Genomic DNA, 20,295 nt, shown 5'->3' on the forward strand with positions numbered 1-20,295 from the left:
CGGGACAATAATGGCGCCGCCAAGTAACCGGCGCCCGGGCTTTTCACGGCGGGCGCAATACCGGCGATTTATCGGCTATGTGATCGCGGCGACAGGCGTCGCGGTCGCTGCGGTTCTGATGCTGATTTCGACGCTGAGTCCCGGTGCGTTCAGCCCGCTACGTGGCGCTGCGCGCGATCTGACGACCCCCTTATCGTCCGGCATGGACACGGTACGCGGCTGGTTCGGTTCGATGACGGGTTCGATCGGCGAGCATTTCGGCGCGGTGTCAGAAAATCGCCGGTTGAAACAGCAACTGGCCGATAGCCGCCGGCTTGTTCTTCAGGCCCGGACGCTGGGACGCGAAAACCGGCGGCTGCGCGCTTTGCTGCGCCTGCGCGATCGCAATCCCGACACGGTAGCGGTAGCACGGCTGGTCAGTTCCTCTGCAGGCAGCACGCGGCGCTATGCCGTACTGAACGCGGGCAGCCGTCAGGGTGTGCGGCAGGGCCAGCCGGTACGCGGGCCGAACGGCCTGATCGGGCGAGTGCTCGAAACCGGGTTCAACAATGCGCGCATACTCCTGATCATCGATCCCGAAAGCGTGGTGCCGGTTCGTCGCACCCGCGACGGCATGCCGGCGATCATCGTCGGGCGCGGTGACGGGTTGGTCGAAGTGCGTGCTGCATCGGTCGCCAATGCACCGTTTCTTTCCGGGGATGTCTTCGTCACCTCGGGAACAGGCGGTATCTACCCGCCCAATATCCCGGTGGCGCGGGTGGTGCGCAACGCCTCCGACAGTTCGGTAGCGCGCGTATTTGCAAGCCCCGACACCGCCGATTTCGCCATGGTGCAGCAGGTATTCATGCCCGAAGCCCCGCCTGCCGCAGCGGGCGAGGCAATCCCGCAAGCGGGAGACGGCGACGAATGAGCGGGTCGCTTTCCGCCGATATCGACCGCGCCGATCGCTGGCGCCGCGCCTATTGGCTTGCGCCCGTGACGGTGATGCTGGGATCGATGTTGACGCTGCTGCCCTTTGTGGCAACGATCCCGATCCTGCCGCCCTTTGGCCTGATGATGCTGATCGGCTGGCGCCTGCTGCGCGCCGATCTGTTTCAGCCATGGTCTCCGCTGCTACTGGGTCTGTTTGACGATCTGATCAGCGGTCAGCCGTTCGGCAGCGCTATGTTCTTCTGGACCGCGTGCTATCTGACCGTGGATATGATAGACTCGCGGCTCGTTTGGCGGGATTTGTGGCACAACTGGGCGATCGGCGCCGGTGCGATCGGGATAACGCTGGTGGGTGAGCGCATCGTCAGCACCCCGCTTGTTGCCAATGTCGATATCGCCCTGCTGCTCCAGATCGTGGCGTCGATTGCGCTGCTCCCGCTGGTGTTCCGGCTATGCGCGCACCTTGGCGGGCGCGGACAAAAGACATGAATCGTCCATTCAAGATCGTTACCGAAGCAGCACAATCCTTTAGTTTTTCCCGTCGGGCGACAATGCTGGGGCTGGGTCAGGGCGCGGTCGGTCTGGTGCTCGCCGGGCGGATGGCCTGGCTGTCGGTCGCCGAAAACCAGCATTACAAGCTGTTATCCGAAAGCAACCGGGTGAATATGACGCTCATCCCGCCGCGGCGCGGCTGGATCGTCGACCGTCACGGCGCACCGATTGCCGATAACCGCACCGATTTTCGTGTCGATATCATTCCCGACCGGCTGGAGCATAAGGAGCAGACCTTGTCGCTCCTTTCGCATCTGCTCGCACTGACCGCCGATGATCTTGATCGTATTCAGACCGATCTGAAGCGCGCTGCGGGGTTTCAACCGGTTCAGGTCGAGCAGAATCTCGACTGGGAGCGTTTCGCGGCGGTCAGCGTGCGCATTCCCGAAATGCCCGGCGTTGCGCCGACCCGCGGATTTGCGCGAAACTATCCGCTGGGTGCGGCGGTCGCGCATCTGGTCGGCTATGTCGGCGCCGCTTCCGCCGAGCAATATGAGAAGGAGAAGAATCCCCTTCTCGTCACACCGGGTTTCAAACTCGGCAAGGACGGCCTTGAAAAGACACTGGAAGATCGGCTGCGCGGCAAGCCGGGCGCGAAGCGGATCGAGGTGACGGCGCGCGGCAAGCTGGTGCGCGAGCTTGCCACCCGGCCTGATATACCGGGGCAAACGGTACGCCTGACCATCGATGCGGGGTTGCAGGAATATGCCGCGCGGCGGCTTGGCCCCAATTCGGGATCGGTGGTGGTGCTCGACACGCTCACCGGCGATATGCTCGCCATGGTGTCGATGCCGGCCTATGATCCCAATAGTTTTTCGCAGGGCATCGGCCGGATGGAATGGAAGATGCTGTCGGAAGACGACCATGTTCCGTTGATGAACAAGGTATTGCAGGGGCTTTATCCCCCCGGTTCTACGGTAAAGCCGATGCACGGGCTTGCGCTGTTGCAAAATGGTGTCGATCCCGACCGGACCGTATTTTGCGGCGGTGTGCTGCAGGTCGGGCGCGGCCGCTTCCATTGCTGGAAGCGCGGCGGCCACGGCGCGATCAACATGCACCGCGCGATTCCGCAAAGCTGTGACATCTATTTCTATCAGATGGCGCGCGAACTCGGCTATGACCGCTTCGCCCCGACGGCGCGGCAAATGGGGCTTGGCGCGCAATATGATCTGCCCTTCGTCTCGCAATATTATGGCACGGTGCCCGACAGCGCGTGGAAGGAAAAGAAATACGGCAAGCCCTGGACGGTCGCTGACTCGATCAACGCATCGATCGGTCAGGGCTATCTGCTGGTCAACCCGATGCAGCTCGCAGTCATGGCAGCCCGTCTGTCGAGCGGGCGCGAGATCGTTCCGCGTATCCTGCTCGATCAGCCGCACCGCCCCGCCGCATCGCTCAACCTCGATCCGGAACATATCCGGGTAATTCGTGAAGCCATGTGGTCGGTGGTCAATCATGGCGGTACCGGCGGCGGTGCGCGCATGTATGTCGACGGCGTCGATATGGCGGGGAAGACCGGCACGGCGCAGGTACGCCGGATCACCATGGCAGACCGCCGGGCCGGGCGAACCGGCAATGCCAGTTTCCCATTCAAGCTTCGCGATCATGCGCTCTTCGTCGGTTTCGCGCCTGCCGATAATCCGCGCTATGCCTGTTCGGTCGTCATCGAACATGGTGGCCACCTCATCACCAATCAGGATGCTCCGCAAACGGCTGCTGATGTGATGACCTATATGTTCGACCGCGACCTTGCCATGAAGCGTCTGCTTGCGGCGGAAGAGACCTGGGGCGGCGATATCGCCACCCGCATGGCAGCGAAGCGTGCGGCGTTCATGGCTGCGCAGAACGCGCCCGTCCCTCCCCCGCCGGAAGATGTCGACAGCGCGCGCAGCAATGTGGTGGAGGCGGCGGCCACGACTGACCGCACTGCCGCGCCCAATGCCGCCGCCGAAGGATCGCCGGAGGATGGCGAGTGACCGGGCCGGGTTTCGTACCGACGCCGGTCGCGCAACTTCCCTGGAAAATCACGCTGCTGGTCTTTGCGATCGGCGCGTTCGGACTGGTCGTACTCTATTCAGCGGCGGGCGGCAGCGTATCGCCCTGGGCCGAGCGGCAGGCGACAACCTTCTTCGCCTTTCTGGTGATGGCGCTCATCATGTCGCGTTTCCCCGAAAGCCTTTGGAAAAACGCCGCCTTTCCCGTTTACGGCATATTGATGGTGCTGCTGGTGCTGGTCGAGGCACTGGGCGCGGTACGCGGCGGTGCGCAGCGATGGCTCGATCTGGGCTTTATCCGGTTGCAGCCCTCGGAACTGATGAAGCCGGCCATCGTACTGGCGACCGCCCGTTTCTATTCGATGCTGCCGGTCCGCGAGATTCGCCGCTTCGGTGCAATCTGGCCTGCGGCATTGCTGATCGGCCTGCCCGCCGGGCTGGTGATGATGCAGCCCGATCTCGGCACCGCGCTGATGATTACCTTCGGCGGGATCACGGTCATGTTTCTGGCCGGCATCCCCCTTCGTCTGTTCATCGGCGGGGCGCTGGCGGTCGCGGTCGCCATTCCGGTCGCGTTCAGCACCCTGCTCCACGATTATCAGCGCAAGCGCGTGCTGATCTTTCTCGACCCCGAAAGCGATCCGCTGGGGGCCGGCTATCATATCAGCCAGTCGAAGATCGCGATCGGATCGGGCGGCATTTTCGGCAAGGGCTTTCTGCACGGCACGCAAAGCCATCTCGATTATCTTCCCGAAGGCCATACCGATTTCGTGTTCGCAACCATGGCGGAAGAATGGGGACTGATCGGCGGATGCCTGCTGATCCTGGCCTTCATGCTGCTGGTGCGCTGGGGCGTGGGGGTCGGCATCCGCGCGCAGAGCCGTTTCTCCCGGCTGGCGGCAGCCGGTCTTTCCACCACCATCTTCTTCTATGTCGCGATCAATCTGGCGATGGTGATGGGGCTGGCGCCCGTGGTAGGCATTCCCCTGCCGCTGGTCAGCTATGGCGGATCGGCGCAGCTCACCATCATGCTGTGCATCGGAATGCTGATGTCAATCGACCGCGCAAACCGCTCCGCGACCAGAACCGAAAGAATCTGATTTTTTGGTTTGCATTCCCAAAAAAGCGGTGCTAACCGCGCCACTCCAATGCGGCGGCGGGCTCCAACACCCGCTCTGAACGCCCCGGATGGACGCATAGCTCAGTTGGTAGAGCAGCTGACTCTTAATCAGCGGGTCCTAGGTTCGAGCCCTAGTGCGTCCACCAAAAACACAGCTGGATCAGTTACTTGATCCACCCCAATAGGGGGTATTTCATAACGCTGTGCGGCTAGGTAACGGGCTAGGTAACTTCGTATAGATTGGGGCCGCGCGGCGGATGGGGTCGACCGACAGGCCGGTTTCATCGGCTATATGGCGGGGCGCGGCCCAAGGTCGCTACCGGCCAAACCCCCGGCTTGCGCGATAGGAATCGCTTTTCGCCTTCTCCGAAATTCCCGCTTGCGTGACCCGCGCCGAGCCGCTGATGATCCGCGCATCAAGCAGCTCATCGCGCAGCCTGATTTCCATCACGCCACCTTCGCGCCTCCCGGCCTGGCCAGCGCGACGATCTGGCGTGGCACTCGCCATGCCCCCGACCGTGACCCACTCCCGGCCATGCTCCCCAACTTCATAGGTTCGACCGGGCACCATCGGCCCGCCATTCGCGCGCGGCGTCGAGATGCCGCCGACGCTGTAGGTGCGGGTTGCCGGTTTGAAGCTGCCGCCCAAAAGGCTCGACACCTGCCCGACAAGGTCAAGTACAGTTTGCAGCGCGCCAAGGATGTCGCCAGATTTGATATTGGACACCAGCCCTTTGAGTGAGCCGGTAACGTCGCGCGCCATGTCGGCAAAGCCTGCCTTCATGTTATCATTCGCTGCGGCCACGCGCTGCCATTCCTCGTTTACGCTATCCGCGACTGATTTCACGCCTTCGGTCAAGACGCTCGAATCGCTATTGTCCGCCATCCATTGGTCGATCGCGTGCGAAGGGTCACCGCCTCCCATATACTCGCGCCGCAATCGTGTCTGTGCTTCGCTGGTTTCGTCCTCAGTCCACCCGGCCTTGCTCGCATAAGTGGTCAGGTTTGCAAGATCGCGCTTGAACTGGTTGAACTTCGCCTGATCGGGGAACAGCCGATCAAGGATCGGGGCGACCTGCTCTTGCAAGTCGCCGAACGCATTGCCGGTTTTTTCGGTCGCATCGCGCGCCACGTTGACCATATTGCCTTGCAGCCGCGCCATGTGATCGCCGATCGCATCGACCATGTCGGGGATGTAGCTATGCCCGACAACCTTGTCATAAAGGTCGAAAAACCAACCGCCCACCGCCTTGAGCTTGCCGTGCAGCCATGTCCACACGGCCCCCAGGCGGTCCTGCACCCAGGTCTTCACGCCTGCATAGAGTGCGCGCATGGATTTGATCGCGCCCGGTGCAAGGGCGCGCAGCACGTCAAGCGCGCCGATGATCCCATCGGCTACGGTCTTCTTGGCATAGTCCCATGCTTCACCCCAGCGCCCATGCAGCAGCGCCGCCACCACGTTGATTACGTCCGAGATTTGCTGAAAGGTCGTGGCGACGATCACGCCTGCCGCCTTAACGATCGAGATGACCGCGGGGCCGAACTGCTCCCACAAGTCCTTTACCGACGCGACAGCGTGCGAAACCGTGTCGGTCAGCAGGTCGCCAAATGGTCCGTTCCACAATGCGAGCGCCGCCGCCTTCAACGCTTCGAAGGTCGCCACCACGGTCGGGCCGAACGCTTGTTGGAGTGTCTCGCCCAACTGGCGAAGCGCGGGGCCGATGGTGTCCCAATTCTTCCACGCCAGATAGACCGCCCCCGCCGCTGCCGCGATGGGCAACAACAAGCCTCCCAGCGTCGTCAGGACGCCTGCCAGGCCTGCACCACCGAACCCAGCAAGCAAAGGCGCGGCGATCTGCACCAGCCCGCCAAGCCCGACCAGAACTGGCCCCAGCGCAGCAGCGAGAGCCGCGCCGCCAACAACAACCGCCCTCATACCCGGTGAAAGGTCATTGAAGACGTTGAGCACCTTTGTCGCCATGTCCGTGAAGACAGGCAGCACTTCGAGCGCCAGCGCGCCCACCTGTTCCTGAAACTCGCGCCACGCATCGACGGTATCGCTGCCGGGGGCCGCATCACGTGCCGCCTGCGCTGCGCCGCCATATTGCTTTTCCAGCTCGGTAAGGATCAAATTTTGCGCGCTGGCTGCATCGCCCGCCGCCATCATGGCCTTTACCTGCGCGGTCTGCTCTTTCGTGAAAGACACGCCTACCCGCGACAATGCGGTCAGCCCCTTCACCGGATCGTTGAGCGCCTTGCCAAGCTGGATAGCGGAGCTTTTCAGGTCCTGATCCAATCGCGTCGACAGATCCACCGCAACTTGCTGCGCACGCGAAAACGCACTGCCCGCGACATTTCCGAAGGTCAGCAGGTTCGCGGTTACGTCCTTCAAAATGTCTTTGTCGTTGAAGCTGGAGGTATGCTCCAACTGCTTCGCCATCTCCTGCAACTGCCCGGACGTATAGCCCGCGACTGGCCCCATTGATTTGAGTGCAGAATCGACCTGCGCGATGGCCTCGCTTGCCTTCGTCGCTGCCGGGATCGCCTTTGCCATTAGCGCCGCGAATGGTGCGGTCAGGCCGATCGACATGGTGGTGCCGAGGCTCTGCATCTTTGCGCCCACCGCCCGAAACCGCTTTTGCGTGTCGAGCAACTGGCGCTGCGCATCCGAGAGCCCTTTTTTGAACCGGGCGGTGCCCAGCGTGAGGTCAACGTTCAGCGAACCGATTTTGGCGCCTGCCATGCCCTATCCCTTCGCCGCGCGCGCCGCGACGCGCTGTGCCGTGCGATCAATTTCATCGGCCAGGTCGTCCATGACGCGGGCCAAAACGAGGTTGGAAGTGGTGTCCCAAGCAGGACGCATGAACGGCTGCGCGGGCGCACGAACCGTCCCGAACTCATTGGGCACCGCCTCGCGATCCGCTGTTCCCGCAAAGACCCGAACCCCATCGGGCGGGTCGCGCCGCGCTTCTCTGCGAGCGTTTCCGGTCAGCTTTGTGCCGATTGTGATGCTGTCGCGCAGATTGCCGGACGCAACAGGGGCAAGGCGCTTGGCTTCGGTCACGAACGGTTCCAGTGCGCGCGTGGCGACGCGGCGGAGCAAGGCCCGCTCGGTCGATTTGCTGAACTTGGCCAATGCCGCGTCCAGCTCTTTGAACCCGCTAAGCTCTACCGCGTCGCCAGCCATTATGCGGCTTCGGCCTTGCCGCCCTGCATCATGCGCCGCACGGATTCCCCGATGACGCCGACGGCCTCTTCCAAACCGATTTCGGCGATAATTTCACCTGCCTCGGTTTCGCTATAGACGTTCTCCGCGTCCGACAGGCCAAGCGTGAAAAGATAGCGAACCGTGGAAAGGCGTGGGTTTTCGCCCAGCTCCTGCACGATGGCATGGAAGCTACCGCCGAACTTGGCTTCGGCTTGGCAGCATTCGTTGAGACCAATTTTGAATGGCAGGCTTTTGCCATCGTGTTCGATCATGATGGGTTGAATCCCAGGCTTCTTGCGCGGGGTAGGCATGATGGATGCTCCTTATCGACGGGAAAAGGCGGGGCGACAGCGAAGCGATTGTTGCTGCCGCCCCTTGGGGTTACGCCGCGGCGATCTTGAGCGCGCGGATCGCATTAGGATCCTTGAGACCGCCGCCGACACGTTTCGTTACATAAAAATGGACGAATGGCTTGTTCGTGAAGGGGTCGCGCAGCACCCGCACGCCCTGCCGGTCGTTGATGACATAGCCGGCCTGGAAGTCGCCAAACAGGATCGGCAGCGCATCCGCCGCGATGTTCGGCATGTTCTCGTCGATCTCGACCCGGCGGCCGAGCAGCGTCGCAGGCTGACCCGCAGCGAGGCTTTCGCGCCAGATGAAATTGCCCTCGCCGTCCTTCATCTTGGCGATCGTCGCGGCCGTCTGGCTATTCATCAGCCATGCCGCGTTCTGACGATAAGGAGCCGGCAGCTGGTAGGTGAAGTCAACCAAGCCATCGACCGTCACCGTGGCAGCGTCGCCGCTGGCGTCGGCCTGGATCGAACCGCCGGGGTGCTGACCCTCATGTGCGCCGCCCACGACATAGCCGAGCAGGCCGTAGGGCTTGTTCGAACCATCGCCGGAGATGAAGGCGATGCCTTCCTGCTTGTCGAACTCCTCGCTGACCTCAGTTGCGAGCCATTCCTGCACGTTGATCGCGCCGTCATCGAGCAGGCGCTGCGTGATCGCGGGGTTAGCGTAGATTTCGCCGTGCCCGAACGTGATCGATGCGAAGGTCGGCGTCGAAGTCGCCGGGCGCGGGGCGGTTTCACCGACCCAGCCCGAACCGGGGCCGGTCAGCTTCCACAGCGTCGAATATGCGCCGGTCGTCGTGACACGGACATCGCAGAGACGGCGCAGCGGCGAGCGGATGCGCTGCGCCTGGCCAATCTGACGGTCCCACTCGACCGGGGCGAGATAGCCGCCGTCGCTTTCGCTGCCCGACTGCATCGAAGCCATGATCTGCGCGCGCTCGCCGGTCGCCTGGGCGGTGCGGACGGCTTCCTCGCTGACGCCGCTGCGGAAATAGTTGGCGAAGGTCGCCGAATAGTCGGGGTCGGCCGCGCGAAGCGTTCCGATGCCGCCACCGCAGCCGAGCTTATCTGCCGCGGTCTGCTTCGCCTGAGCGTCGAGAAAAGACTCGAGGCTGTCCAGCCGGCCGTTGTATTTGGCCTTGAAGTCCTCGAGCGCCTCCAGAACCGTGTCCATCGTCGCCGTCGCGCCCGGACGACCGCCGGCGGCGCTTACCGCCATCAGGCCGCGGGGCAGAGAAATAAGGGGCATGTTCATCGGTCGTATCTCCTTTTCGAGACAGACCGTGGGCCGGGCGGGTTGGTGAAAAACCGGGTTTACGCCAACTATTTTCGGTTGCCGGAAAGGTGTCGCCGATACCGCTCGGCGAGCCGCTGCCCGACCTCTGCGCAGACGGCCTCGTCCTCGTTTGCGGCCTCCGCAGGCAACAGGCGCCGGAAGCCGCGCGCCTCCAGCCTCGCCAGTCGCGCCGCCCGCACAAGCGCTGCAGTATCGATATCGGGGCTGGTCGCCAGCGCGCGCGCTGGGTCATCGTCATATGTCCGCAGCAGGTCGAAAATGCGCTCGCCGGGATCACGGTCGACAGCGGCCATCGTCTCTCGCGCAACGCGGCTCGCGAGTCGCTGGGCGCGCATCTTGGCCGATCCGATGTCGCCAGCAGCTCGCCGCACCAAGTCGCGCTCAGCGATCGGGCGCCGCGGGCGTGCCATAGCATACACGGCGCTCAATCCGCGCGGCCAGCCCATCACGCGTTCGGTTCCAGGACGATGATGTCGAACGCCTCCATGAGCGCTCGCACGACCGGACGCCGCGTCGATCGGGGGATGCCAGCACGAGCGAGCGCGACATCGATCTCGCGCACGTCGAGCGGCCGGCTGATTTCGTCCAACGCAGCCGTTGCCGCTGCTCGCGCTGCCGGAGACAGGGCGGCCAGGCGTTCGCCCGCAGTCAATGTTTCGTTCCCAGCGCCTGCCGCTCGATCGTGTCGAGCGCGTCGCGCATCCACTCGACCGCGGCGACCGGGTTTCCGTGCAGCTTGGCAGCAAGTTGATGAGTGGCATAGAGCGAGGCAATCAGAGCGTCGATCGGCGCAACGCCTTTCTCGATCAGCTTGTCATGCAGCGATCCATGGAGGCGCTGCGCCATGTCGATAACCGGCGCGATGCGGTCGAAGTCATCATTTTTCATCGTCGTTATTCTCCGTCGGAACGCTCTTCAAATACTGGTCGGCGGGGCTGGATTTCCGCGACCGCCGGCTGACCTTTCCGCCGCTTGCGCGTCGCCTGGGCGATAGGGTGAGCTCGGCTTCGATCGCGTTCGCCATCCGGCTCGCATCGCGCATTGCAGTCGCCCAGGGGGAGTGCATCGGAGTTTTCGTTCGCGGGGCCGGCACGATCGGCCCTTCGCGGATGACCTCAACCGCCGCCCGGTCGTAGAGGATGTATGCGATGACGAGCCGTTGCAGCGCGTGCCCGTTCACCACCGATAGCTTTTCGATGGCGCGCAGGTCGCCGATGGCATCGTGCCAATAGCGAGTTGCATTGGCACGATCGGCCGCGATCGATTTCGCGCGACCCGGAAAGACTGCGGACCAGTCGGGCTCGGGCGGAATGCCGGAACCTCCTTCAATCAGTTTCATGATGCTCCTTTCGGGAAGGTCCCCCTTGAGTTTTTGCTTTCGGTGCGCACGGAGGATGGGCGCCGGTCAGGGCGCGGCCGCCTCGTGAACTTTCGGGGCCGGGGGTGGCGTCGCTGGTCATGCCACCTCCTGTTTGCGTTTGCTCATTTCGATGGCGAGTGTTCATGAAGCCTCGCTTCCGGCAATCTCGGCCTCGGCCCAAGCGAACTGGGCCACGTTCTCCGAAAGACGGGTCGCCCAGTTTGACAGGACGCTGTCGTCGTTCTCGGCTGCGTAAAGCGCATGGTCGCCCAGCCACTCGACCCAATCCGACAGATTGTCCTGATAGACCGTCCAGTCCTGCTTCCACTGGCGTTCGAACTTGGCGAGCGTTTCGTGGAGCGGTTCACCGTTGCGATGCAGCTTCTTCCTACTGCCACGCCCGCGCGATGCTTCAGCGTCGCGCATCTTATGATGAGTATCGTTCTCTGCTTTAGCAGAATATCTTACGTCGCTTAGCGAAATATATTGTTCAGGTGATGTAGCTGAAATTGAGCCATTTTCTTCGGTGTCTTGACCAACTATATCAATGGCATGGTTTGCCGTTTGGCCAACATCATTCAAGGCGAGCGGGCTGTTTTGGCCCTTGGATCGTTGGCCAAATGACAAACTTTCTTCCTTGCCGTAGAGGAACGCGGGCACGCGATAAACATGCCCGCGCTTGTCTCCGAAAGTCGGTTTGTGGCGCTCAATATACCCAAGGTCGCCCAGCCGTTTAATCGCCTTCGACAGGTTGGTGTAATTGCACCCAATCTCCGCCGCGATCGTGCCGTGACTGGCAGTGCAGCCTTGGCCTTTGCCGGTCGCCAGCGACATGCGATCATGATACGCGATGCACGCCAGAACGCGCAGGTCTATCCCTGCTAAGCGGTCATCCCATATAGCATGTAACGGTAAGGGGGCTGAATAGACCTTCTCGGCCATCTTACGCCGCCTCGCCCTCATCGCAGGCAGTGTCATCGACCGCACAGTCAGGATCGGCAATCGGGCAACCGGCGCCGGTCTCATCGATGCGGAACATCGTGTTTATCCCGTCCTCGTCATGCTGCCCGCCAGCGTCTGCGATCTCGCAGCCGGGACTGCTCGCCCACTCAAGCGCGCGGTGCGAAAGGACGTGCGAGTCCTCGCAATCGGTTTCCTCAAAGTCGGGGTCGCCGTCGATCGCGTCGATCAGTTCGATCAGCGATTCCACCGCCGCCGCGAGTTGTGCCCGATCGACATAACCTTGCACAAGAAAACGATCGAGGCGCGTCGTCGGTTCGCGAAAAAACGCGACATAGGGCGAGGCCATTTGCTGAGCGTCAAACATCAGCTGGCGCTCCGCACAGGGTGATAGACTCGATGTTCCCCGCAGTTGCCTTCGCGGCAGCAGCCTGAAGCTTTAGGACGGCGAGCAGATCGTAGAGCCGCCCAATCGGCCCAACGGTTTCGCTGTCGGATGCCACTTCGTCCAAAGCTTCGTCGATAAAATGGGCGAGCGTTTCGACGCGCCCGATTTCGGATTGCGCTTCGCAAGCCATGTTCTGAATTGCTTCGATGATTTGCGCGCCCTCTGGCGCTTTCGTGTAGGTTGAAGTAAAAGCATCCGTGTTCCCCGCCAAGTGAACATCGGAAGCCCCTGCCATCGTGCGGGGGTTTTCTTTTTCCATCATGCCGCCTCCCGCTCTGCGAGCCGCGCGGCGATCCAGTCGGCAATCTCGGCCTCGGCCCAAGCGTTAATACGACCGCCAATCTTGGCGGGTCGCGGAAAGCGCCCCTCACCCATCAGATCGTATATGGCGGAACGAGACAGCGCGGTTCGCGCCATCACATCGGGAAGTCTTAGCAGTGTCATGTTGTCGCCCTTCGTTTTGTTGGACGACTGAACATTTATGTGGACGATAGCTGTCTAATCGACAGGCTTAGACACCTTTTTGTAGTACGCAGTACGATAGGACGATTCCTTTCCGCCATCGGGGCGACGAACTGCGGCGGTTCGTATCGCGTCGCGAACGCCCAGCCCCCTCTCCGCTGCGATCTGCTCGACAATTTCCCTTCGTTCTTCGTCAGACATCTTACGGCGGTCGGCTGCAGCCTCTTTCGCGTCTTTCAGCCGCTGTTCGCCCCACATGGCGGGCAATTCCCAACACTGTTTGACCCTAAGCTCGGTTAAGAGTTCACTCAGCAACATCGCTTCATGAATAGCCCAGCCGATCGCCCCCTGTTTCACATGATGATCGACGCAATTCGCCTGTCGCAAGATGTTGTCCAAATACCATGCCTCGTCTTGGCGCTCCCGCATGTTCGTTTCTTGCCAATCGAACCAGTCATCACTCAGATATGGTTCCGGGGCGCCTCGCATTATTTCGTGAAGTCGCTCGCGACAGGCATCAATCTGCGGTCGATGTTTCTCCCAAGGCGTCGCGGGTGTCGTATTCCATCCACGCAGATGCGCCGCCAATGCGCGAAAGGCATCGACGGTTGGAGCAACGCTTTTATTTTTCCGGCGACGCCTTGCGGTTATCCCAGAACCGACCCGCTCGAACTCCTCCTCAGCCATGTAGCGCCACCACATTCCCGCCATCATCGCCCCGAACGATCCGCGCAACCTCTGCCGTCCATGCTTCCAGCGCATGCCGCTTTTCCGCATCAAAGCTATGGCGCTGATAGACGCCGACAATACCGCCCCGCGATCCTGAAACATGATTCAGCACCGCCTCGGTTACTTCAACTCGTATCCCCAGCCGCTGCAACCCGGTCGCTACCGTGCGGCGAATATCGTGCAGGGTCCAATCTGGCACCGTCTCAGGCTCCTTTTTCAGTTTCTTGGCGAGCGATACTCGAAACCGCGCCTGTGCTTTGCTGAAGCCGCTAGGAGCGTTCATGGGGCGGCTACGCGCCGGGAACAGCTTGGGGCTAGTGGCGTCGCTGCCATCCTCTGCGGTTATCGCTATCGCCGGTATGCTTTCGAGCAAGGCGACAGCCTCGCCAGCGAGCGGCACCCGATGCGCAACGCCGTTCTTTGCCCGGTCGGCTGGGATGGTCCACACGCCCGCTTTTAGGTCGAACTCGTCGCGATCGGCTGCAAATACTTCCTCCCGGCGCTGCCCGGTCAGGATCAGCAGCTTCAGCGCCGCCCCCCAAGGCAACGCTTCATCCTCTGCCACCTGCCATAGCGCCCGCAATTCGCTTTCCGATAGCACCCGGTCGCGCGCCTTAGGTTTCGGCGGTCGTCCCGCATCTCGGCACGGATTGGCTGGCAGGCGGTCAAGGCGCGGCATCGCCCAAGTGTAGAATGCGGATAGTTGCGCATGGGTCGCGCGGGCCATGACGGGCGCGGTTGCGGCGATACCGTCAATCAGGCGGGTTACATCGGCGCGGGTCACGGCATCGGCCAACCGGTCGCCTATTTCGGGCAGGACATAGCCTTCCATGATCCGCTTAACCTCTCCGACCGAACGCAGGCCCGCTTTCGCTGCCAGATAGTCGGGAAGCATGTTGCGGATGGTCTGTGCCCCCTTCCCTGCCCTCCGTGGTGTTTCGAGCGTGGCAGTAGGATCGCCGCCCGCTTCAATATCGCTCAGCAACGAACGGGCTTTCTTGCGGGCATCGGCAATCCCGAAGCGAGGGCCATAGCGTCCAACGGTAATGTTGCGCACCTTGCCGCCGACACGCTTGCGCAGAATAAAGGTTTGCGCGCCGCTCGCCCCGATGCGGACGCGAAGCCCTGGCACCTTTGCATCGGGCAATTCGATCTGCCCCGACGCCGGGGGTTTCATGCCCTTCAGCTTCGCATCAGTGAGCGCCACCGCCGCCTGTCTGTTACCTACCGCCATCGCCTGCCCGTTCGTTCAGCGGGTCTCGAAAATGTTACCTAAGGTAACACTTGGGGCAAGATACCCCCGGAAACCGCCGGACGCACTAGGACATATAAACGGCTGTTTTGCAAGCGTTTGTGGACATTGCCGGATTGCGTCGGACACTATGACCGATAACTCTTAATCAGCGGGTCCTTGGTTCGAGCCCAAGTGCGTCCACCACTTTTCAATGACTTAAATGCAAGGTCGCGGCGGTGATCGGGCGCGGGGTCCCACTGGGGTACCAGATTGTTCGGTCGCCTATGAGACGTGGACTTGAACGTCATAGCCGAGCGATCTCAGCGCCTTCGATGTCCGGCCATTTCTTGGAGGAAACTTGTCGGGCATGGCCCACCCAACAAGTTCGCCGTAAGCGCTGATACCCATGCATTCGAGCTTCCATTTAGGATCGGCCACGGCTTCCCAAAGGCGTTCGGGTAGGAGGTCATCGGGCCCACCATACAAGATGTGCCGGATCACATCCGTCACGCGAGACCCATTATCAGATTTGGCTTTCCAGATGTGCTCGCTCAGAGCGTCTAGCTTTTCGGGTATCGAATATTTGATCTCGCTGGTTTGCAGGCCTACCATGCTGTTGCTGACCCGTCGGGAAAACTCGATCATGGCGTGCACGTCACCCGCCACCTGACGGAAGTCAGACTGCGATAATTGCCGAAGAGCATCCTCTTTCAGCATCTCCTGGAGACGGAGTGCCGTAACATTAATGGCCACATCTTCGTTTGTGGGTGCGCTTGCCAAACCCCTCCACCACTCGATCGCCTCTGCACGCGCTTTGATAGGGTTATTCCTATTTTGTTCAAAATGCCGCTCATAGTCGGCGCGTCGCCCTTCAAACGTGCGATGTGCTCTCCGACGGCATTCGCCGTGTGCGCCTCGATGTGCATGGCGGCAGTCTGCGCGAGGGTCCCGTGGCGCTACGGTTTTGCTTTACCGGATTGGCGAGGATCAGCGCACCGCTGACGACGCTCCGCCGGCTAGCTGCCTTCGAGCGATTAGGGCGTATGCCCCGCTACTTGTTGCCCGCCGAACAGCGCGCGGACCGCTGGACGCTCGCCTTGCGTGCGCACGATGCGAAGGCGCACGGTGCGAGCCAACGTGAAGTGGCCGAAGCTTTGTTCGGTATCGCAACCGCCCGGCGTGACTGGGACGCAGCATCAGATCATCTGCGCTCCAAGATCCGGAGGCTGCTGCGTTTGGGTGCTAGCATGACTGCGGGCGGGTGGCGGACCTTGATCGCTCCTGCTTCGATCGCAGCCGCAGCAGCAAAAGATGGAGAGGAGAAGACAGGCGCGCCTCGCGAGGGGCAAGCGGTTGGGAGCAAGACTAGCGGCGGCCCACTGCGGAAACCCGCGCGTTTATGCTGCCTTCTATCCGACAGCCCATGCCAGATCGTTGCAATTCGGAGCGCCTGCAAGACGCTCGAAGCGCCGTTCCTCGATGGCTGCATTCTGTACTTAAGGCCCGAACCTTCCCCATGTGCATGTCAGCCATTTACTGGCCGTGGATTTCGGCTGCCCAGTTCGCAGCGGACCGACACGCTGCGGCGCGCGCCGGGCAGCCTGCCGGCCATTCTTTGCACTTCGCTTCACATCTCCAAGTCAGTTTCATAAACCGATCTGATCCAGTTGGGCAGGCGCGGCAATGCGAAGACCAGTCGCCCGTTCGCGAATGTCAGGCAATGGCTCGGCGGTTCGTTGAGACGCGAATTGTCGAAGACCATGCCGCGATCTGCTTTAAGGACCGCGGTGCGAATGAACGGTGCGCCACGCGCATAATAGGCACGAATCTTGTCCTCGGGGACAATATGTCGGCCTTCCTCGACCCGCGTACCGACACGCGCCACAGAAAGGTCGGGCGTATCGACGCCGACATGCATCACGATGACGGTAAAGCCTTTGGTTCGTGCTTCGTCGATCAGTTCAAGCTTGGAGGGATGCGAGAAGACGGTTTCGGTCGCGAAATCGCGACCTCGAGAAAGATAATCATCTCGGCGCGAAGACGCGATCCTGGCCGCTTCGTAAGAAGCGGCTGGAGAGGGATCGCGCAGTTCGTCGCGCTGGATGATGTCTGCGTTGATGAATGGTCCTGCGAAACTTGGTGCTACGCGGGTCTGGTAGAGGGTCGACTTGCCGGCGCCGTTCGGCCCGGCAAGCACGATCATCGTCGGCGTCATGCCTTATGCGCGGCCTTCTCACGCACGAGATTGCCGGCTGCATCAAGGCCAACACCTTGTCCAAGCTGCCGCCGCCGGGCAAAGAAAGCGTCTTCATCTGATCCCGGCTGCGCCATCTTCTCGACAAAGCTGTCGAGCCAGACATCCTTTTCCTCATCAGTGAGGTCGATTGTCTCGATGTCGCCAGCGAGCGCAGCGGTGATACGGGCATGATCGAAATTGCCCGATTTCTCGATAGCGCGACCTATGCGTACCCAATGCGCGATCTGGCCAGCAATCGAGCGGCTCTGTAACTCGGACTCACGACGCACGATTTTCATGATGTCGTCAGCAAGTTTGATGGACTGGGGCATAGGTCACCTCCAGCCCGTGAGGTAGCATTTTGCTACCTGACTTTCAAGCGCGTCGTGCAAAGTTGTATCAAAGCGCGGCACGGCGGGAAGATGTCGGAGATCGGGATCGCCTGTTCAGCGCTCACCTCATCCGGCAATTTCACCAGTCCGATATTGGCATAGGGAATGCGCGCTTTTTCGGCCTGCAGCCCGTCGAAACCGGCCGCTGCCTCAGGCCCATTAAAAAAGGCTGTGCCCGCCCGCTTCCAGATTGCGGACATGATGGCCGACCTGTTCGACAATGCCGACGCAGAATGCGCCCTTCTTTCATATCGGCGAAGCTGCCCCGCACAAAGTGCAGGTCCGTACCGCAAATCGCCGAGGAGGTCAGCCGAATGACCGAATCGGCAGGTTCGCGGATCTGGGGTTCGGGGACGTCGTCCATGCGAATGTCGCCGACGCGGTGCCAGACTACTGCCTTGATGGATATCTCCATTTGCGTGAGAATCCAAAGCGAAGGCGTGGCCCGCCTTCCCCGGACTAAACCGAGTGAATCGAACGACGCGGCGTGTCGGACAAAAGTCGCGCCGGAACCGATGCCCCCCTTATCGGCGCTCTTCAAAGGTGCGCGCCGATATCGGAAGCGAGATCGTGCAGCGCACTCCGTCTTCGCCGAACGCATAGCTGGTTTCGGCGCGCAGCTGATAGGGCAGTGCCTGTTCGATCAGCTCGCGCCCCTGCCCGTTGCGCGTAATGGTATCGTGGTCGATCGGGACGCCGCTTTCGCGCCATTCCACGTCCAGTCGCGGTTCGCCTTCCCCGTTCGCCGCGGCCAGCGCCCAGCGGACGGAGAGCGTCGCGCCCTCATGGCGGAACGCGCCATATTTGGCGGCATTGGTCGCCAGCTCGTGCAGCGCCATCGCAAGCGTCTGCACAGTGGAAGAGCGCAGCCGCACGCCCGCGGGGCCGGCCAGCGACACTCGCTCCATCGGCGCGTTCATCCCCTCCAGCTCGTTGCGCACCAGCATATCGAACGCTACCCGCTCATCGTCTTTCAGCCGTGACAACAGCCCCTGAATCCGTGCCAGCGCCTGGAGCCGGTCGGAAAAGCGCGCGTCGAACTCCGCCAGATCGCGCGACCCGCTCAGCGTTTTCGCGGCGATGCTGCGCACCACGCCGATCAGGTTGCGCGTGCGGTGCTGCAATTCAGCGATCAGGATATTCTGGCGGCTCTCCCATTCGCGCCGCCCGGTCACATCGATCATCGCGCCGATCATGCGCAGCGGCTGCCCTTCGCGATCATAGAAGAACCGTCCGCGCGCATGCAGCCAGCGCACCGTACCATCCGGGTGCAGCGAGCGGAATTCATGCTCATATTCCTTCTTGTCCGCCATCGCTTCGTGCACCTTCGCCTCGGTTTCTTCGCGATCGTCGGGATGGAGGCGACCTGACCAGACATCATAGCTCGGTGTGACCTCGCCCACGCCATAGCCTTCCATACGAAAATGTTCGTCGGACCAGTGGATGTCGCCGGTGCGCACATTCCAGTCCCACAGGCCGAGATGTCCTACCTCGACCGCGCTGCGCAACCGCTCCTCGCTGCGGCGCAGATCCTCGCCCGCGTCGAGCCGTTCGATCAGGTCGGCCGACAACCGGGCGAGCACGTCGAAAAAGCGCAGCTCCGCCGCGCCCGGCACATGCCTGCGCTGCCAGTGGGTCGACAACATGCCAACAATCTGCCCGCTATGCGCGCGAAGGGGGGTAGTTTGCACCGATCGGATGCCCGATTTGTCATAGGCTTCGCGCTCCGCCGGACCCGCAGGGTCTGCCGCGACATCGGTGACGATGACGCGTTCCTGCCTGCGCAGCGCCTGACCGCAAACGCTGTCGCCCGACGCATCGACGTGTTGCCAACAATCGACCGAAACCGGATGGAGACCGCAGCTTGCCTGCAATTTCAACGTGCCGCTATCCCGATCGAGCAGCTGCAGGCTCGCCGCATCCGACTGCATCAGCGCGCGTGCGGCATCGACGATACGATCGTACAGATATTGCGGCGCATGATCGCCGACCAGCAGCGTGCTGACCTCCTGCAACTGCTGCATGGCGGCAAGATCGGCCTTGGTTCGCGCTTCGCTCCGGCGCAGCGCATCCTCCGCCTTTCTGCGCTCGGTCACGTCCTGCCCGATCTTCATGAAACCGGTGCCCTCGCCCGCCAGCGCGATCATCTGTCCGTCGATAAAGACCGGCGTGCCGTCCTTCGCTACATGCCAGCGCACATCGGCAACCTTGCCGTCCCGCCCGGCAGCTCCGATTTCCTGTGCCGGTCGGCCGGATTCGCGATCCCGCGGGGTGAACAGCATCTCGGTCGTCCGCCCGATCGCTTCGTGCGCGTTCCATCCGAAGACCGCTTGCGCGCCTGCCGGCCATGCCGTGATCGTGCCGTTGGTATCTGTAAGGAAAATCGCGTGATCGCGCGCATTTTCGACGATCAGCCGATATTGTTCGTCAGCAACGCGAAGGTCGTTCAGCTTTTTCAGCCGGTCGACCACCGGTCCCAGCACCATGGCATAGATGCGCAGAAATTCGATTTCCTCTTCGCCGAAATTTCGCTGCGTCTTGGAATCGACCTGAAGCACGCCATAGGGTTCGCGTCCCGGAAACAATATCGGCACATTGACCAGCGCAACAACGCCTTCATCGCGCATAAAGGCCGGAAAATCGAACCGGCCATCCTGTCGGATATCGTTTGTGACGAGCGGTTCGCCGCTATGAATCGCATAAGCTTCGGACGAGCGCTGATGAAGGTCGATCCACGCTTTGCCCACGACATCGTGGGACCAGCCGACCCCTGCCCGCACCAGTGCACGGTTGCTCCTGCGATCGATCTCCAGAATTTTGGCGAGATCGGTGCCCAGCGCTTCGCCGATCAGCCGACATCCCTCGGTCAGGATTTCCTGCAAATCTTCGCTGTCGAGGATGAAATCGCCGAACTTTGCCAGAACCTGCTGACGCCTGAGCAATTCCCGCTTTTCGGCCATGGCATCAGCGTCCAGAAGTTTCGGATCGGTTCGCGCGTCCGCATGATCGCAGGCTGCGCA

Annotated in this window: 24 protein-coding genes and 1 tRNA gene; 6 read left to right on the plus strand and 19 right to left on the minus strand. The window is 61.7% G+C overall.

The features are described 5' to 3' along the window. Positions 1–10 precede the first annotated feature (10 nt). The 5 genes from mreC to EV664_RS02025 all read left to right on the plus strand — a co-directional run bounded on the left by mreC (position 11) and on the right by EV664_RS02025 (position 4,742). Positions 11–910: a rod shape-determining protein MreC gene (gene mreC / locus EV664_RS02005; RefSeq protein ID WP_133494003.1), complete on the plus strand. Its 900-nt coding sequence runs from the start codon at positions 11–13 to the stop codon at positions 908–910. Next, positions 907–1,419, plus strand: coding sequence for a rod shape-determining protein MreD (locus tag EV664_RS02010; protein WP_133494004.1), 513 nt, complete (start codon positions 907–909; stop codon positions 1,417–1,419). Before mreC ends, EV664_RS02010 begins: the two co-directional genes overlap by 4 nt. Continuing rightward, the gene (mrdA, locus tag EV664_RS02015; protein ID WP_133494005.1) at positions 1,416–3,458 is read left to right on the plus strand and encodes a penicillin-binding protein 2; all 2,043 of its coding nucleotides are present in this window, start codon (positions 1,416–1,418) and stop codon (positions 3,456–3,458) included. Before EV664_RS02010 ends, mrdA begins: the two co-directional genes overlap by 4 nt. Then, positions 3,455–4,576: a rod shape-determining protein RodA gene (rodA, locus tag EV664_RS02020; protein ID WP_133494006.1), complete on the plus strand. Its 1,122-nt coding sequence runs from the start codon at positions 3,455–3,457 to the stop codon at positions 4,574–4,576. Before mrdA ends, rodA begins: the two co-directional genes overlap by 4 nt. Before the next feature lie 90 nt (positions 4,577–4,666). Further along, positions 4,667–4,742, plus strand: a tRNA-Lys gene (locus tag EV664_RS02025). Positions 4,743–4,912: 170 nt separating this feature from the next. Here EV664_RS02025 and EV664_RS02030 read toward each other — a convergent pair. From EV664_RS02030 to EV664_RS02095, 15 genes are all read right to left on the minus strand, one after another. After that, a complete protein-coding gene (locus EV664_RS02030; protein ID WP_133494007.1) occupies positions 4,913–7,339 on the minus strand; it encodes a phage tail length tape measure family protein in 2,427 nt (808 codons plus the stop codon). Positions 7,340–7,342: 3 nt separating this feature from the next. Beyond that, entirely contained in the window at positions 7,343–7,783 is a 441-nt protein-coding gene (locus EV664_RS02035) for an HK97-gp10 family putative phage morphogenesis protein (protein WP_133494008.1), read from the minus strand. Continuing rightward, complete coding sequence (locus tag EV664_RS02040) at positions 7,783–8,115, minus strand: hypothetical protein (RefSeq protein WP_133494009.1); 333 nt, start codon at positions 8,113–8,115, stop codon at positions 7,783–7,785. Before EV664_RS02040 ends, EV664_RS02035 begins: the two co-directional genes overlap by 1 nt. Before the next feature lie 70 nt (positions 8,116–8,185). Continuing rightward, positions 8,186–9,412 carry a phage major capsid protein gene (locus EV664_RS02045; RefSeq protein WP_211338440.1) on the minus strand — a complete coding sequence of 409 codons (1,227 nt, stop codon included), beginning with the start codon at positions 9,410–9,412 and terminating at the stop codon, positions 8,186–8,188. Between the two features lie 68 nt (positions 9,413–9,480). Then, complete coding sequence (locus EV664_RS02050) at positions 9,481–9,747, minus strand: hypothetical protein (protein WP_133494010.1); 267 nt, start codon at positions 9,745–9,747, stop codon at positions 9,481–9,483. A 152-nt stretch (positions 9,748–9,899) separates the two neighbouring features. Next, complete coding sequence (locus EV664_RS19125) at positions 9,900–10,043, minus strand: hypothetical protein (RefSeq protein ID WP_162848753.1); 144 nt, start codon at positions 10,041–10,043, stop codon at positions 9,900–9,902. Between the two features lie 59 nt (positions 10,044–10,102). Continuing rightward, a complete protein-coding gene (locus EV664_RS02055; protein ID WP_133494011.1) occupies positions 10,103–10,342 on the minus strand; it encodes a hypothetical protein in 240 nt (79 codons plus the stop codon). Next, positions 10,332–10,793: a P27 family phage terminase small subunit gene (locus EV664_RS02060; RefSeq protein ID WP_133494012.1), complete on the minus strand. Its 462-nt coding sequence runs from the start codon at positions 10,791–10,793 to the stop codon at positions 10,332–10,334. The genes EV664_RS02055 and EV664_RS02060 overlap by 11 nt, the downstream gene beginning before the upstream one ends. Before the next feature lie 162 nt (positions 10,794–10,955). Further along, positions 10,956–11,756 carry a MarR family winged helix-turn-helix transcriptional regulator gene (locus EV664_RS02065; RefSeq protein ID WP_133494013.1) on the minus strand — a complete coding sequence of 267 codons (801 nt, stop codon included), beginning with the start codon at positions 11,754–11,756 and terminating at the stop codon, positions 10,956–10,958. 1 nt (position 11,757) lies between these two features. Further along, positions 11,758–12,141, minus strand: coding sequence for a hypothetical protein (locus tag EV664_RS02070; RefSeq protein ID WP_133494014.1), 384 nt, complete (start codon positions 12,139–12,141; stop codon positions 11,758–11,760). Next, on the minus strand, positions 12,134–12,484 hold the full coding sequence (locus EV664_RS02075) for a hypothetical protein (protein WP_133494015.1): 351 nt from the start codon (positions 12,482–12,484) through the stop codon (positions 12,134–12,136). The genes EV664_RS02070 and EV664_RS02075 overlap by 8 nt, the downstream gene beginning before the upstream one ends. Then, positions 12,481–12,666: an AlpA family phage regulatory protein gene (locus EV664_RS02080; RefSeq protein WP_133494016.1), complete on the minus strand. Its 186-nt coding sequence runs from the start codon at positions 12,664–12,666 to the stop codon at positions 12,481–12,483. Before EV664_RS02080 ends, EV664_RS02075 begins: the two co-directional genes overlap by 4 nt. 54 nt (positions 12,667–12,720) lie before the next feature. After that, entirely contained in the window at positions 12,721–13,371 is a 651-nt protein-coding gene (locus EV664_RS02085) for a hypothetical protein (protein ID WP_188656346.1), read from the minus strand. Then, the gene (locus tag EV664_RS02090) at positions 13,364–14,647 is read right to left on the minus strand and encodes a tyrosine-type recombinase/integrase (RefSeq protein WP_133494018.1); all 1,284 of its coding nucleotides are present in this window, start codon (positions 14,645–14,647) and stop codon (positions 13,364–13,366) included. Before EV664_RS02090 ends, EV664_RS02085 begins: the two co-directional genes overlap by 8 nt. A gap of 282 nt (positions 14,648–14,929) precedes the next feature. Continuing rightward, complete coding sequence (locus tag EV664_RS02095) at positions 14,930–15,400, minus strand: hypothetical protein (RefSeq protein WP_162848755.1); 471 nt, start codon at positions 15,398–15,400, stop codon at positions 14,930–14,932. Between the two features lie 197 nt (positions 15,401–15,597). On the opposite strand from EV664_RS02095, the gene EV664_RS19745 reads away from it, so the two are divergent. Next, a complete protein-coding gene (locus EV664_RS19745; RefSeq protein WP_373287482.1) occupies positions 15,598–16,299 on the plus strand; it encodes a DUF2285 domain-containing protein in 702 nt (233 codons plus the stop codon). Here the strand turns inward: EV664_RS19745 and EV664_RS02105 are convergent. From EV664_RS02105 to EV664_RS02120, 4 genes are all read right to left on the minus strand, one after another. Beyond that, positions 16,275–16,862, minus strand: a complete 588-nt coding sequence (locus EV664_RS02105) for an ATPase (protein ID WP_133494021.1) — start codon at positions 16,860–16,862, stop codon at positions 16,275–16,277. The genes EV664_RS19745 and EV664_RS02105 overlap by 25 nt on opposite strands. Continuing rightward, positions 16,859–17,215 carry a ParD-like family protein gene (locus EV664_RS02110; protein ID WP_133494022.1) on the minus strand — a complete coding sequence of 119 codons (357 nt, stop codon included), beginning with the start codon at positions 17,213–17,215 and terminating at the stop codon, positions 16,859–16,861. Before EV664_RS02110 ends, EV664_RS02105 begins: the two co-directional genes overlap by 4 nt. 32 nt (positions 17,216–17,247) lie before the next feature. Continuing rightward, positions 17,248–17,475, minus strand: a complete 228-nt coding sequence (locus EV664_RS19385; protein WP_188656347.1) for a hypothetical protein — start codon at positions 17,473–17,475, stop codon at positions 17,248–17,250. Between the two features lie 324 nt (positions 17,476–17,799). After that, positions 17,800–20,235 (minus strand): GAF domain-containing protein, encoded by a 2,436-nt coding sequence (locus tag EV664_RS02120; protein ID WP_133494023.1) that lies wholly within the window; start codon positions 20,233–20,235, stop codon positions 17,800–17,802. Positions 20,236–20,295 lie beyond the last annotated feature (60 nt).

This window comes from Stakelama pacifica (genome assembly GCF_004361835.1).
Classification (GTDB): domain Bacteria; phylum Pseudomonadota; class Alphaproteobacteria; order Sphingomonadales; family Sphingomonadaceae; genus Sphingomonas; species Sphingomonas pacifica.